12 protein-coding genes are annotated in these 14,588 nt (G+C 73.6%); 10 read left to right on the top strand and 2 right to left on the bottom strand.

Going from position 1 to position 14,588, the window contains the following annotated elements:
• Nucleotides 1-165: 165 nt before the first annotated feature.
• From WMF43_RS00240 to WMF43_RS00205, 8 genes are all read left to right on the top strand, one after another.
• Entirely contained in the window at nt 166-1,140 is a 975-nt protein-coding gene (locus tag WMF43_RS00240) for an SDR family oxidoreductase (RefSeq protein WP_437676493.1), read from the top strand.
• Between the two features lie 168 nt (nt 1,141-1,308).
• On the top strand, nt 1,309-1,878 hold the full coding sequence (locus WMF43_RS00235; protein ID WP_437676492.1) for a GNAT family N-acetyltransferase: 570 nt from the start codon (nt 1,309-1,311) through the stop codon (nt 1,876-1,878).
• Nucleotides 1,879-1,890: 12 nt separating this feature from the next.
• Nucleotides 1,891-2,670: a lysophospholipid acyltransferase family protein gene (locus WMF43_RS00230; RefSeq protein WP_437676490.1), complete on the top strand. Its 780-nt coding sequence runs from the start codon at nt 1,891-1,893 to the stop codon at nt 2,668-2,670.
• A gap of 8 nt (nt 2,671-2,678) precedes the next feature.
• Nucleotides 2,679-3,638, top strand: a complete 960-nt coding sequence (gene speB, locus WMF43_RS00225; protein WP_437676489.1) for an agmatinase — start codon at nt 2,679-2,681, stop codon at nt 3,636-3,638.
• Nucleotides 3,639-3,852: 214 nt separating this feature from the next.
• Nucleotides 3,853-4,836 (top strand): M14 family metallopeptidase, encoded by a 984-nt coding sequence (locus WMF43_RS00220; protein WP_437676487.1) that lies wholly within the window; start codon nt 3,853-3,855, stop codon nt 4,834-4,836.
• Nucleotides 4,837-4,988: 152 nt separating this feature from the next.
• Entirely contained in the window at nt 4,989-6,404 is a 1,416-nt protein-coding gene (locus WMF43_RS00215) for a serine/threonine-protein kinase (protein ID WP_437676485.1), read from the top strand.
• Nucleotides 6,391-7,407 (top strand): tetratricopeptide repeat protein, encoded by a 1,017-nt coding sequence (locus tag WMF43_RS00210; protein WP_437676484.1) that lies wholly within the window; start codon nt 6,391-6,393, stop codon nt 7,405-7,407. The genes WMF43_RS00215 and WMF43_RS00210 overlap by 14 nt, the downstream gene beginning before the upstream one ends.
• A gap of 86 nt (nt 7,408-7,493) precedes the next feature.
• Nucleotides 7,494-8,213, top strand: a complete 720-nt coding sequence (locus WMF43_RS00205) for a hypothetical protein (protein ID WP_437676482.1) — start codon at nt 7,494-7,496, stop codon at nt 8,211-8,213.
• Between the two features lie 18 nt (nt 8,214-8,231).
• Here WMF43_RS00205 and WMF43_RS00200 read toward each other — a convergent pair whose 3' ends face one another.
• Together WMF43_RS00200 and WMF43_RS00195 are read right to left on the bottom strand one after the other, a co-directional pair.
• Nucleotides 8,232-11,048: a PBP1A family penicillin-binding protein gene (locus WMF43_RS00200; protein ID WP_437676480.1), complete on the bottom strand. Its 2,817-nt coding sequence runs from the start codon at nt 11,046-11,048 to the stop codon at nt 8,232-8,234.
• A 121-nt stretch (nt 11,049-11,169) separates the two neighbouring features.
• Nucleotides 11,170-12,369 carry a serine/threonine-protein kinase gene (locus tag WMF43_RS00195; protein ID WP_437676479.1) on the bottom strand — a complete coding sequence of 400 codons (1,200 nt, stop codon included), beginning with the start codon at nt 12,367-12,369 and terminating at the stop codon, nt 11,170-11,172.
• 87 nt (nt 12,370-12,456) lie between these two features.
• Between WMF43_RS00195 and pgeF the strand changes: the two genes are divergently transcribed.
• Nucleotides 12,457-13,272: a peptidoglycan editing factor PgeF gene (gene pgeF, locus WMF43_RS00190; protein ID WP_437676477.1), complete on the top strand. Its 816-nt coding sequence runs from the start codon at nt 12,457-12,459 to the stop codon at nt 13,270-13,272.
• 9 nt (nt 13,273-13,281) lie between these two features.
• Nucleotides 13,282-14,544 carry a bifunctional nucleoside/nucleotide kinase/histidine phosphatase family protein gene (locus WMF43_RS00185; RefSeq protein WP_437676475.1) on the top strand — a complete coding sequence of 421 codons (1,263 nt, stop codon included), beginning with the start codon at nt 13,282-13,284 and terminating at the stop codon, nt 14,542-14,544.
• Nucleotides 14,545-14,588: the final 44 nt, after the last annotated feature.

Here is a 14,588-nt window from a genome sequence, read left to right as displayed (position 1 = left end):
GCGCCTTTGCGCCTTTGCGCCTTTGCGTTCAACTTCTTATCTACCCACCACGCTCACCGTTTCTATCGAGATCGGCGATCACGTCCGCAGCGACCGCCAGCCTCTCGTGGCCCGCGCATTGCTCTCCTCGTGGCGAGGAGCAGACCGCGCGGGAGGTTGTCAGTCATGCGGAAGTGTGTTCGCGATGCGGTGGTGGTTATCACCGGGGCGTCCTCGGGAATTGGTCGAGCCGCGGCGATCGCGTTCGCGCGCCGGGGCGCGAGGGTGGTCGTCGCCGCGCGGAACGCGTCGGCCCTCGCGGAGGTGGCCGCCGAGTGCGCCAGCGTCGGCCATCCGGCGCTCGCCGTCCCCACGGACGTGCGGGACGAGTGCGCGGTCAGGGACCTCGCCCGCCTCGCGTGCGAGGCGTTCGGCAGGATCGACGTCTGGGTGAACAACGCCGCGGTGTTCCTCTATGCGCGCGCGGACGAGGCGCCCTACGACACCTACCGTCAGGTCATCGAGACGAACCTGTTCGGCGCCCTGCACGGGGCGCGGGCCGTGCTGCCGTATTTCCGCGCGCAGGGCTCGGGAGTGCTCATCCACAACGCCTCTGCCCTCGGCAAGTTCGGCGGGCCGACGATGAGCGCCTACGTGATCTCCAAGTTCGGAGTCGTCGGCCTCGCCTCCTGCTTGAGGCAAGAGCTCGCCGACGCCCCGGACATCCACGTCTGCACGATCCTGCCGGCGTCGGTCGACACCCCGATCTACCAGCACGCGGGAAACTACACCGGCCGTGCCGTCCAGCCGATGCGGCCGGTGCTCTCCCCCGAGCGGGTCGTCGCGGCGATGATCTCCCTCGCCGAGCGTCCGCGGCGCGACGTCTACGTCGGCGCCGCCGGCCGCATCATCACCGCGGCGTTCTTCGCCTTGCCGGGCCTCACCGAGCGGGTGCTGGCGGCCTACATGACGGGCGCGACGTTCCTCGACCGCGCCGCGCCGCACACGGACGGCAACATCTTCGCGCCGATGAAACACTGGACCGGCGTGACCGGCGGATGGCGCGCGACCTCGGCGCTCGCGGCCGTCCGCGACGCGGCGCGCGCGGCCGCCCGGATCGCGCGCGAGATCCCCGCCGCGGTGCTGTCGCGCAAGCCGTGACCAGGCCAGTGCGCCTCTGGCACCTTCCCTACGCGCGCCGACATCCATTCTGACGCGCCGCCGCCCCCGGGCTGCCGCTCAACCTCGGGGATTCTGTGACCTGTTCTCCACCGATTGCCGCCATCCTGCCCGCCGCACAGCAAGCCAACCACGGTAGGAGGCGCAACAATGAGCCGTTATGTGGCGCGCACGCTCCGGAGCGATGACTTTTCGACGCTGATGGAAATGGAATCGACGCTCTTCGGGAGCGCTGGAGAAGGGGAGCTCGGGCGGTATTACATCCGTCTTTGCTGCGACTTCTTCAAGGATTCCTGCTTCGTCGTCGAGGCCGCGGGCAAGCCTGCGGGTTACCTGCTCTCGTTCGCGCGCGGCAAGGAGGTCTATTGCACGACGCTCGCCGTCCTCCCCGCGTACCAGGGGTCCCGGGCGACGCACACGCTGCTCCGCGCGTTCGTCGGCTCGATCCTCGGCTGGGCGGAGTCGTGCTGGTTCACCGTCGAGGAGGACAACCACGCCGCGCGGGCGCTCCACGCGATGCTCGGCGCGAAGGAGATCGAGGTCCGCCCCGACTTCTATGGCACCGGCCACCCGCGCATCATCTCGCGCATCGATCGCGACGCCTTCATGGCCCTCCGCGCCCGCTTCGAGAAGGTGGGGCTCGTCGACCGCCCGGTCGGCGCGGCGGAGCCGCGGCCGGCGGAGGGCGGCGCGATGGCCTCGGCGGCGGCGCTGGCCTGAGGCGGACGGACCATGACGACCACCGCTCCGCTGGACGCCGGCCGCCGCCTGGGCGGGCCTCTCGACGGGTTGTGGACCGAGGCGTTCTCCGTCGCGCGCCGGGTCTCCGGCGTGATGGGGCTCGCGCTCGACACGGTGCTCCGGACGAGCCGGCTGCCCGAGGTGCCTGCCTACCGCGCCCGCGCCAGGGCGCACCTCCTTCACCGGGTCACGCAGGATCTCTGCGCGATGCACGCCCTGCGCGTCCGCGTGACCGGCTCCCCGCCCGAGCCGCCGTTCGTGCTCGTGGCGAACCACGTGAGTTACCTCGACCCGATCGTCCTCGCGTCGCTCACCCCCTGCACCGCGATCGCGAAGCAGGAGGTCGGCGGCTGGCCTCTCATCGGCGACCGCGCGCGCGAGCTCGGCGTGATGCTCGTCGACCGCGCGCGCCCGGCGAGCGGCGCGCGGGTGCTCCGGGGCGCGCTCCGCGCCCTGCGCCACGGCGTCCCGGTGCTGAATTTCCCGGAGGGCTCCACCACGCGCGGCGAGGAGGTCCTCCCCTTCCGCAAAGGCATCTTCGGCCTCGCCCGCATCGCGGGCGTCCCGATCGTGCCCGCGGCGGTCACCTACGACGCCCCGGAGCTCTGCTGGGCGGGCGACGAGACCTTCGTCCCCCATTACCTCCGCTTCGCCCGCCGCCGCGAGGCGACCGCCTTCGTCACCTTCGGTCCGCCGCTCGGCGAGCACGGGGGCGCGGCCGAGCTCGCCGAGCGCGCCCGCGCCGTCATCGTGGACCTCTTGAGCCTCTAGGAGTTCTCATGCCTCAGCAACGTGCAGCCGCCTATTTGCGGCACGGGCAAACCCCCTTCTTCCGCCTCGCGACCGCGGCGTTCCACGAGGCCGGCGCCGCGGCCTACGCCGGCGCCGACGCCGTGCTCCTCGGCGTCCCCTGGGACGGGAGCGTCACCTACCGCCCGGGCGCGCGCTTCGCCCCCTACGAGCTGCGCCGCGTGAGCGCGCTCGTGCAGTCGTTTCACCCCGGCCACCGGATCGACGTGTTCCGCGCGCTCAACGTGCTCGACGGCGGCAATGTCGCCTTCCCGCCCTTCCATGCCGAGTCCGTCCGCGACCTGATCCAGGCCGCGGTCGACGAGGTGGTCTCGGCGGGCGCGGTCCCGTTCGTCGTCGGCGGCGATCACTCCATTGCGCTCCCCGTGCTCCGCGCGCTCGCGCGGCACCACGGCCCCGTCGCCGTCGTCCACGTCGACGCCCACCTCGACACGAGCACCTCGGAGGTGTGGGGCGAGCCGTTCCACCACGGCACGCCGTTCCGCAATGCGATCGACGAAGGCCTCCTCGCGCGCGGCGCGCTCCACCAGATCGGCATCCGCGCGACGTGGGGCCACCCCGAGGAGGGCGCGTTCGCGGCGCACGCCGGGGCGACGATGTACGACATGGACCGGATCGACGACGACGGCGCCAGCGCGGTCGCGGCCGCGATCGCGGCCGCCGTAGGCGACGCGCCGGTCTACCTGTCGTTCGACATCGACGGCATCGATCCCGCCTTCGCCCCGGGCACCGGCACGCCGGTGCCCGGCGGGCTGACCTCGCGCGAGGCGATCCAGCTCCTCCGTGGCCTCGCGGGGATCAACCTGGTGGGCATGGATCTCGTCGAGGTGTGTCCCGCGCTCGACCACGCCGACATGACCCTCCATCTCGGCGCGCATCTCCTGTTCGAGGGCCTCGCCCTCCTGGCCGCGAAGAAGGGATCGCCCTGATGCGCTGACGCAATCAGACGCAACGACGCGCAACGACGCGCAACGACGCGCAACGACGCGCAACCACGCGCAACGACGCGCAACCACGCGCAACCACGCGCAACCACGCGCAACGGCCCGACCGACGCGCCTGACGCGCCCCTCCGCCGCGCCGCGCGGCGGCTCAATCCGCTGGCGTCCGCCGCCACCCCGGTGTCACATCAACGACACTGGGATGGCATGCTCTCTCCACCTCCTCGGGCGCTACGCGGATCTTCCGCAGATTGACGACTCCTGGGCGCGCCTGGCGAACGCCTATGGTGGACGGGAGATGACGGTCGGGACGTCCGCGAACGGGAGACCGTTACGGCGGTATGACTTCGGCGACCCGCGCGGGCCGACGATCCTGCTGACGTCGCTCATGCACGGCGTCGAGCTGATCGGCGGGCTGGCGTTGCTCGACGCGGTCCGGGCCATCCTGGCGAGCGGGCGTGGCGGCGCGGCGGCGCGGGCGCGGCTCGTGGTCGTGCCGGTGGTCAACCCCGACGCGGTGGCGGAGAACCTGGAGCGCCTCGGCAGCGATCGGGTGGCGGCCCAGCGGTGCAACGCCCGCGGCGTGGACCTGAACCGGAACTTCGCGCCGCTGTCCGCGTCGCGGCCGCTGCACCCGTTCGCGGGCTCGCGGCTCCGCTGGTCGCCGCACTACACCGGCCCCCACGCCTTCTCCGAGCCCGAGTCGCGCGCCCTGCGCGACGTCGCGCTGGAGACGAGGCCCGCGCTCGCGCTCGGCTTCCACAGCTGCGGCAACCTCCTCGTGTATCCGTGGGCGCACACGGCCGCGCCCAACCCGCGCGCGCCGCTGTACCGCGCGCTCGGCGACGCCTTCTGCCGCGCGCTGCCGCGCGAGCCGTACGCGGTCCGGCAGGCGGCGGACTGGTACCCGACGGTCGGCGACATGGACGACTGGCTGGACGCGAACCTCGGCGCGCTCGCGTTCACGGTCGAGGTGAGCCGCCCCTCGCGCTCCTACCGCGATCTCCGCCGGCTGCTGAACCCGTTCTGGTGGCTGAACCCGCGGGAGGCCGACGCGGCGATCGACAACGTCGTCCCCGGCGTGCACGCGCTGCTCTGCGCTGCGCTCGACGCGCTCGAGGTGGGAGCAGCGGCGCCGCTGCCCCACGCCGCGCCCGCGGAGCTCTTCGCCGACGCCGCCGAGTAGCAGGCCGGCCCCGCGCTCCGCGAGCCCGGGCCTCGCGCCGCGCGCGCCGTGGAACGAACCTCGGCGCTCCGGGCCTACGCTCCGCGGCACCCGCGCGCGAGCGCCGTCGAATAGTGCCGTTCCCGCAGGCGCCATCCACTATCCTTCAAGGCGTGGACGCCGCCTCGCGCCGAACGCCGACGACCCTCCGGGTCAGCTCGCACGGGACGGTCAAGGCGCCCTCCGCAGACGAATCGGACATCTGGCAGCACGAGCCGGACGAGCTCGTCGAGGGCAAATACCGCCTGGTCCGCCCGCTCGGGCGCGGGGGCATGGCGGAGGTCTGGCTCGCCGCGCACGTGCACCTCAAGACCGAGCTCGCCATCAAGTTCCTCAGCGTCACGTTGACCGGCGACCCGGAGCGGAGCCGGACCATCCTCGAGAGGTTCCGGTTCGAGGCGCAGATCTCCGCCCGCCTGAGCGCGCGCACGCGGCACATCGTCGCGGTGTACGACGCCGGGGTCCACGACGACATCCCGTACCTCGTGATGGAGTACGTGAAGGGACGGACGCTGTACGCCGAGGTGACCGAGAAGGGCCCGATCGATCCGCTGCGCTTCGCGGACCTGCTCGATCAGATCGCGGACGCGCTCACCGTCGCGCACGAGCTCGGGATCGTGCACCGCGACCTGAAGCCGTCCAACGTGATGCTCTTCGAGGACCCCGACGGCGCGCCGGCGGTGAAGGTCGCGGATTTCGGCATCGCGAAGGCGATCCGCGGCAATCTCGGCCTGGATCGGCCCAAGGAGACCGACGAGCACGTCATGCTGGGCTCGCCGAACTACATGAGCCCGGAGCAGCTCACGTCGCCGCTCGAGGTCGACGCGCACTCCGACATCTGGGCGCTCGGCGTGCTCGCCTACGAGGTGCTGACGGACTGGCCGCCTTTCCAGGGCGACACCATCGCGGAGATCATCATCGCGATCAGCACGCGCGAGATCGAGCCTGCCACGAAGATCCGGCGGTCGCTCCCGAGGGGGCTCGACGGGTGGTTCGCGCGCGCCCTCGCGAAGGAGCCGGCGCGGCGGTTCGCCTCGGTGGGCGAGATGGCCCGCGCCTACCGCGCCGCGCTCTCGGCGTCGCCCGCGCGAGCGCGGCGTCCGGTCGCCGCGCTGGCGGCGGTGGCGCTGGCCAGCGCGAGCACGGTCGCCGCCGCCGCCCTCGTCGCCTCGCGCTTCCTGGACGCGCCGCGCCCCGCGCAGGCAGCCGCGCGGCGCGTGTCCCCCGGGGTGCGCGGCGCGCTCCAGGAGCTCGCGTCGCGGCCGCCGTCGCAGCTGCCGTCCGCGGCCGCGGCGGGTCCCTCCGCGGCGGCGCCCGCGGCGCAGCCGCCGGCCGCCGCGGAGGCGCCCGTCGCTCCGCCTGCGCCGGAGGCCGCGTCGGCGGCCGCGTCCGCGCAGCCGCGCTCGACCTGGCCCCGCCCTGCGGGCGACAGGGCCGCTCCCCGCGCCACCGCGACGGCCGCGCCGAGGACGCCGCCCCCGCCTGCCATCCCTCGCCGCAAGGAGATCGACAAGAGTGAGATCCTTTGAGCGACACCTCCTCGCGCTCGCGGGCGCCGCCCTGCTCGCGGCGGCGCCCGCGCCCGCGCGCGCCGCCGGCGCCGAGGAGGACGCGAAGACGCTGTTCGCCCGGGGCCGCGAGCTGCGCAGCGCCGGCCAGTGCGAGCCTGCGATCCTCGCCTTCCGGCGCGCGCTGGAGGTCTACCCCGAGGGCCTCGGCGCGCTGCGGAACATCGCCGAGTGCGAGGAGGCGCTGGGCCTCTACGCCTCGGCGCGGCGGGACTGGTGGGATCTCCGGCGCGCCGCGCTCCAGTCCACGGAGGCGAAGTACGCCGGGTGGAGCGAGGACGCCGAGGGCCGCTTCCGGGCGCTGGGCGACAAGGTCGCGACGTTGACGCTGGAGGTGCGCGGCGCCGAGCGGACCCCGAACGTCCGCGTGGCGCTGGACGGCAAGCCCATCGATCCGAGGCTGCTCGGCGTCGAGCTGGAGCGCGATCTCGGCCCGCACACGGTCGAGCTGTTCTACGGCGGCGCCGCGCCGCTCACCGAGCGCGTGGATCTCACCCCCGGCGCCCGCCGCGTCGTGACGCTCACCGTCCCGGCGCCGCCCGGCCCGCGCGCCGCGCCGGACGCGCCCGCGCCGCTCGGCTCCTCCTCGTCGTCCAGCGGCTACCGCGTCGCGGGCTACGTCGCGCTCGGCGTCGGCGGCGCGAGCGCGATCGCCACCGTCGTGGCCGCCGCCGTGCGCGCGAGCGCGCTGTCGGCCGTCGAGGACGGGTGCACGCGCGCCGGGGGCACCTACGTGTGCCCGCCGGAGCTCGCGGACGAGCACCGGACCGGCTCGACCGCCTCGACCCTCGCCAGCGTCTTCGCCGGCGTGGGGATCGTCGGGCTCGGCGCCGGCGTCACGCTGCTCCTGCTGAGCCCTTCCGGGCAGACGCCGCCCGCGACCGGCAACAAGCAGCCGGCGGCGGAGCTCTCGCTCTCGCCGTCGCCGGGGGGCCTCGGCTCGCGGCTGCTCGTGCGGTTCTGATGCCGGCGCGCGGGCGCGGCCGAGCTTGTTTTTCCAGCCTGGAGCGCTACCCCCTGGGAGGCGTCGCGAACACGGCGGAGGTCGAGATGAGCTCGCTGCGAAACAAGATCCTGGGTTCGGTGGCAGGGAGCGGCGCCGTCGCCGTCCGCGGGTCGGCGGAGGCGCTGTTCGCCGGGGCCGGCAAGGGGCTGCTCGACGAGGGCGCGCGGGAGGGCCTGCGGCGCGTGCTGGTCGACAACACCACGGCGGTGGTGGACGCGCTCGCGCCGGGCCTCTCGCTGGCGCGCGAGGGCGGAGCACAAGCGGGCGCGCTCGGCGTCACGGAGGCGGCGCGGCAGGTGGGCCAGGCGGCGCTCGCCGAGGGGGCTCCGGTGGCCGCGGCCAGGGCGCTCACCCGCGAGGTGATGAAGGCCGCGGGCCGGGAGGTGCTGAAGGGCGCCGGCAAGGCGGCCGGGATCGGGTTCGTCGTCGACGGCGCGTTCGGCGCGTACGCGGGGCTCACCGCCTACCAGCGCGGCGAGATGACGAAGCAGCAGGCGCTCGTGCACACGGCCCAGGAGGCCTCGACGGGCGCGGTGGCGACGGGCGCCGGCGTGCTGCTCGCGGCGGGCCTCGTCGCGGTGACGGGCGGCGCCGCCGCGCCGATCGTCTTCGCGGTGGGCGCAGGCGGGGCGATCGGCGCCAAGCAGCTCCTGCGGCGCCTCGTCGCGCGCGCCACGTCGAAGGCCCTCGTCCGTGTCGTCCCCGACGGAGGCCAGGTCGAGCAGCGCCGCGACGGCGAGGAGATCCCGGCGCCCACGCCGTGACGGGTCGACCGCCGCCGCTCAGAACGGCGGCGGCGCCATGTCGCCGGCCGGCAGCGTCCCCGGCTCCGGGGTCGGCAGCGTCCCCGGCTCCGGCGCGTGCTCCGGCTCGCCCGGCGCCGCCCCGGGCTGCGCCGGACGCGTCGGCTCGGCGGGCTTCTCACCAGGCGCCGGCGCTTCCGCGGCGCCCTGGAGCTCTCCCGGCGCCCCCGCGTCGGCGCCCTCCGCGCCCGCGTCCGCCTCGGGGACCGACGCCTCCTCGGCCGGCTCCGTGCCGGCGACGAACACCTCCTCGATCGCGTCTTCCTGCCCCTCGCGCGCGAGCAGGCCTGTCTGCGGATCGATCTTCACGCGCACGATCCCGTTCGGCACGGGGAAGTCGGCCGCGGGGCGCTTCGCATGCGCCTGCTTCATGAACTCCACGAACGCCGGCAGCGCCGCCGTCGCGCCCACCTCGCCCGCGCCGAGCGGCGCGGCGTCGTCGTAGCCGGTCCACACCGCGCAGGCGATGTCGGTCGAGTAGCCGACGAACCAGGCGTCCTTCGACTGGTTCGTCGTCCCCGTCTTGCCGGCGATCGGCCGCCCGAGCGAGCGCGCCTGCCTGGCGGTCCCGCTCTGCACGACGGACGTCAGCACGCTCGTGAGCACGTAGGCCTCCGCCTCCTCCATCACGCGGTGCGCGGGCGGGCGCCGCGGCAGCGGCAGCTCCGCCCCGTCGGGGCCCACGATCTTCGTGATCAGGACCGGCTGCTCGTGGACGCCCCCCGCGGCGATGCTCGCGTACGCCGCCGCCATCTCGCGCGGCGTCACCTCGTACGAGCCGAGCGCGAGCGACAGGTCCGTGCCGAGCTTCGACTGGATCCCGAGCGCGTTCGCGAACGCGACCACGTTCGAGGCGCCGACGCGCGACAGCGCCGACACCGCGGCCACGTTCACGCTGTGCGCCACCGCCTCGCGCAGCCGCGCCGGCGACTGCCCCTCGCTCTCGTCGTGGTTCTGCGGCTTGTACCCGGCGACGGCGAGCGGGTTGGTCTCGAGGATCGTCGCCGGCGTCAGCGTGCGCGCGTGGATCCCGTAGCCGTAGACGAACGCCTTGAACGTCGACCCCGGCTGCCGCCGCGCGTACGTCGCCCGGTCGAGCCCGCCGCGCACCGCCTCGTAGCCGCCGACGAGCGCGGCGATCTCGCGCGTCCGCACGTCGATCGCGACGAGCGCCCCCTCCGGCCCGAGCTCGAGCCGCAGCGGCACCGGCGCCGCCGGCTTCGCCGCGCCGCCTGCGGCGCGCTTCGCCGCCTCGCCGGCGGCGGCCTCGTCCGCTTCCTGCCCCGGCGTGGGCGCCTCGACGACGGGCTCCGGCGCGGGGCCGATCAGGCTGACGCGCACCACCTTGTTCAGCTCGGCGAACTTGCTCGGCGCGAGCCCGCTCGGGTTGTACCGCTCCGCGCCGCGGAGCGAGACGGCGCCGTGCAGCGAGCCGACCTGCACCGAGAGCGTCCCCCGGGCGTCGTCCGCGCCGGTGACGAGCCCCCGGAACACCTTGTGGCCGCTCGGCGTCCCCTCGAACGGCGGCGGCTCCTTCTTGGTCCGCGCGAGCGGCCCGAGCAGCTTGTGCCGCTTCGCGTACGCGTCGAGGTTCTTGCGGACGGCCGCGCGCGCCGCCGCCTGCAGCGCCGGATCGATCGTGGTCGTGATCGTGTAGCCGCCGAGCTGCGCGGCCGGCCCGACGATCTCGCGCAGCATCCGCTGCGCCTCGCCGACCACCTCGGGCGCGAGCTCCGCGAGCGTCTCGGTCTCGATGGCGAGCACCACCGGCTCCCGCTTGGCCTGCTCGACCTGGACCTCGTCCGCGAAGCCCTTCTTCTGCATCTGATCGAGCACGAAGGCGCGCCGCGCGACCGCGCGCTCGAGGTTGACCCGGGGCGAGTACACCGACGGCCCCTTCACGACGGCGGCGAGCAGCGCCGCCTCGGCGAGCGTCACGTCGCGCACGCTCTTGCCGAAGTAGTACCGGCTCGCCTCCTCGACCCCGTAGCGGCCGTGGCCGAAGTAGATCTTGTTGAGGTAGAGCTCCAGGATCTCGTCCTTCGTGAGCTCCTGCTCGATCCTGCGGGCGAGGATGATCTCGCGCGCCTTCCGCTTGTAGGTCCGGTCCGGCGTGAGCAGGACGTTCTTCACGACCTGCTGCGTGATCGTGCTCGCCCCTTGCCGGGTCTGGGTCGACCGGAGGTTCACCGCGAGCGCGCGGAGCATGCCGAGGTAGTTCAGCCCCGCGTGCTCGTAGAAGCCCGCGTCCTCGGCGGCGAGCGCGGCCAGCTTCACCTGGTTCGGGATCTCGCCGATGCGCACGACGGTGCGCCGCTCCGTGAAGAGCTCGCCGAGGCGGGTCCCGTCGCGCGCCAGGATGCGCGTCACCTGCGGGGGCCGGTAGTCCTTGAGCTCGACGGTCGAGGGGAGATCGGCCTCGTAGTGCTGGACGACGAGCACGACCGCGACGGCGGCGAGGACGAGCAGCGCCGCGAGCGCGATCCCGATGCGCTTCGCCCAGGTCGCGATCCTGGCGCGCCGCCCGGGATCGGCCCCGCCGTCCGGCGGTTGCGGCGCTCCCGCGATGTGCGGCGCGCTCTCGAGCCGCGGCGCCCCCGCGATGTGCGGCGCGCTCTCGAGCCGCGGCGAGCTCGCTGGCCGCGCCGCCGCGCTCGCTCGCGCCGGCGGCTCGCTCCCTCGCCCTGGCACACCGGACCGCCGCGCTTGCGGCTCTGCCCCGTGCTGCTGCGGGCCGGCCTTCCCGGCCGGATCGTTCTCGTTTCCCCCAGGGTTCCCTGATTGCTCCGAGGCCATGACGCCGTCCCCGTGAACGCTGGCGCCCGCGATGCGCATCCAGAGCGCCCGGCGCGCCGGAGCGGCGACGCTAGCACGCCCGCGGAGGCTCGCCGCGATCCGGCGGCGATCCGGGCGAGGATCAGCCCTGGAACAGCTTCATCGCCACGATGGTGATCAGGATGCCCGCGATCAGGCACCCCGCCGCGATCCCCACGAGCAGCAGCGGCTTGGCCTCGGCGGGCTTCGCCGCCGCCTTGGCGAGCGGCGCCGGCGGCGGCTTCGGCGCCGCCAGGGACGCTGCCTGCGGCGCCTGGGCCATCTTCACCGTCTTCGCCGGCGACTTGAACGGCGACGACGCGGGCGCCTTGTTCGCCTGGAGCGCGGCGGCGTGCTGCTTCGCCGCCTGCTCGAGCACCGCGCTCTGGTTCTTCGGCATCATCGCCGTGTAGCCCTTGCCCGCGCCGCCCGCGAACGGCTTGAGCGCGTCCGCGAACTCGGCCGCCGACTCGAAGCGGTCCTCGGGCCGCTTCTCGAGCGCCTTGGCGAGCACCAGCCCGAGCCCCGGCGGGAACTGCTTCCCCGGCACGCGCTCGTCGAGCGGGATCGGCGACTTCGTCACGTGGTGCTGGATGTACTCCATCGGCGTCCGCGCCTCGAACGGCAGCTTCCCCGTGAGCACCTCGTAGAGGATGGTCGCGAGCGAGTAGATGTCGCTGCGCGCGTCGAGCACCTTGCCCTGCGCCTGCTCGGGCGACATGAACTCCGGCGTCCCGAAGACCATGCCCTCCTGCGTGAGCATCACCGACCCCGGCCTGAGCTCGCGCTCCGTCACCTTCGCGAGGCCGAAGTCGAGCACCTTCGGGTAGTCCTTCAGCCCGCCGTTGGTCGACAGGAAGATGTTCTCGGGCTTGAGATCGCGGTGCACGATCCCCTGCATGTGCGCCTCCTGCAGCGCGCCGCAGACCTGGATGAGGATCGGGATCGCGCGCTCGACCGGCAGCGGCCCTTCCTTGCGGACCACCTGGTTCAGGTTCTTCCCCTCCAGGTACTCCATCACGATGTACAGCGAGCCGTCCTCGAGCTCGCCGTAGAGCAGCACCTTCACCGTGTTCGGGTGCGTGAGGTGGCTCATCGCCCGCGCCTCGCGGCGGAAGCGGGAGACGAGATCCTTTCGGTTGGCGAGCTTCGGGTGGAGGATCTTCACCGCCACCATCCGGTTCATCGCCGGCTGTGCGGCCTTGTAGACCGACCCCATTCCGCCGGAGCCGATCTTTTGAAGGATCTGGAACTGCCCCCCGAGCAGATCTCGACCGATGTTCGGGTCCGGACCGGCAGCCATGCGTGGAGCGGGAAAATACCACGCAACCCACCCGTATCGTCTATGACCGAAGCAGCGGACGCATCGGATCCTGCCGTGACAGCCAAAATGACCGCAAAAGTGCACGCCCCCGGGGAGGCGGCCGAGGCGCTCGAGAGCCCGCTCCTCGCCGCCGCCGGCTTCTCCCACGCCTTCTTCACCCGCCGCGGCGGCGTCAGCGCGCCCCCGTGGGACACCCTCAGCTTCGCCGTCGCCCTCGGCGACGACCCCGCCGCCGTGCGGCAGAACCTGGAGCGCGCCGCGCGTCGCCTCGGCATCCCGGCCGCGCGGCTCTACTACCTCAGCCAGGTCCACGGCGTCGCGGCGCGGGTGCTCGCCGGCGACGAGGATCGCGACGACGTCGTCCGCGAGGTGGGAGACATCACACTATCGCGGGCGAACGGGGTCGGCTGCGGCGTCCGCAGCGCCGACTGCGCCCCGATCCTCGTCGCGGATCGCCGGAGCGGCGCCGTCGCCGCGGTGCACAGCGGCTGGCGCGGCACCGTGCTCCGGGTCGTCGTCGAGGCGGTCCGCGCGCTCAGGTCGCTCGCCGGCGCCGGCGCGGAGCTCGTCGCGGCGATCGGCCCGCACATCGAGGCCTGCTGCTTCGAGATCGGCGAGGACGTCGCCGCCGACCTCGCCGCCTGCTCCAGCGCCGGCGGCGCCGCCATCGTCCGCGGCGCCTCCGGCCCGCGCCCGCGCGCCGACATCCGCCGCATCCTCAGGGCCCAGCTCGCCGAGGCCGGCCTCGACCACGGCGCGATCGATGACGTCCGGGGGTGCACCGCGTGTGACCCTGCTCGCTTCTTCTCGTACCGGCGCGACGGACAGCGGAGCGGCCGGCTCCTCTCCGCGATCGTCGCCGGCCGTACCGTCATCAGCTAGAACGCCTTCATGGTCTCGCTCGGGCGCGACTCGTCGCCGATCGTCCTCGCCATGGTGGGCCTGCCTGCGCGCGGGAAGACATCCATCGCCCGCAAGATCGCGCGGTACCTCTCGTGGCTCGGCCACCCCACGCGGCTCTTCAACGTCGGCAACTACCGCCGCGCGCACCTCGGCACCGCGCAGCCGCACCAGTTCTTCGACCCGGACAACAACGAGGGCCGGCAGGCGCTGCTCGGCATGGCGATGACGGCGCTCGACGACCTCCTCGGCTGGCTCAGCTCGGGCGGCGAGGTGGCGATCTACGACGCCACGAACAGCACCCGCGCCCGCAGGAACCTCGTCACCGAGCGGTGCCAGGCGCACGGCTTCCCGGTCGTCTTCATCGAGTCGATCTGCAACGACGAGTCGATCATCGAGACCAACGTCCGCGAGACGAAGCTCCGCTCGCCGGACTACCAGGGGGTCGATCCCGAGGCGGCGCTCGGCGACTTCCGCGCGCGCATCGCGCACTACGCCCGCGCCTACGAGCCGCTCGGCGAGCCGGAGCGGAGCTACATCAAGATCATCGACGTCGGCCGCCAGGTCGTGCTGAACCGCATCCACGGCTACCTGCCGGCGCGGCTCGTCCCGCTCCTCATGAACATGCACCTCACGCCGCACCCGATCTGGCTGACGCGCCACGGCGAGAGCGTGTTCAACGAGAAGGGCCTGCTCGGCGGCGACTCGGATCTCAGCGCGCGCGGCGAGGAGTACGCGAAGAACCTCTCCGTCTTCATCCGCGAGCGGGCCGGCGACGAGCACGTCAACGTCTGGACGAGCACCCTGCGCCGCACGATCCAGACCGCGCGCCCGATCTCGCAGAACCACGTCGCCTGGCGCGCCCTCGACGAGATCGACGCCGGCGTCTGCGAGGGCATGACCTACGAGGAGATCCGCCAGAAGATGCCGGAGGTCTTCCACGCGCGCGCGGCCGACAAGTTCCGCTACCGCTACCCGCGCGGCGAGTCGTACGAGGACGTCATCCAGCGGCTCGACCCGCTGATCATCCAGCTCGAGCGCCAGCGCTCGCCCGTGCTCGTGATCGGCCACCAGGCCGTGCTGCGCGCCCTGTACGCCTACCTCGTGGACCGCCCCGCGCCCTCGTGCCCGACGCTGCCGATCCCGCTGCACACCGTGATCGAGCTGACCCCGACCGCCTATGCCTGCGAGGAGCGCCGGTTCCAGCTCGCGCCCGCGGTCCAGGGCGGCGACTCGAGCACCGCGCACCCCTGATCCGCCGGCGCGCCGCGCGCCCTTGATCCGCCGGCGCGCCGCGC

Source organism: Sorangium sp. So ce131 (genome assembly GCF_051519095.1).
Taxonomy (GTDB): Bacteria; Myxococcota_A; Polyangia; order Polyangiales; family Polyangiaceae; genus Sorangium.
The sequence above is the reverse complement of the archived record's forward strand: the minus strand, read 5'-3'. Positions and strand labels throughout refer to the sequence as shown.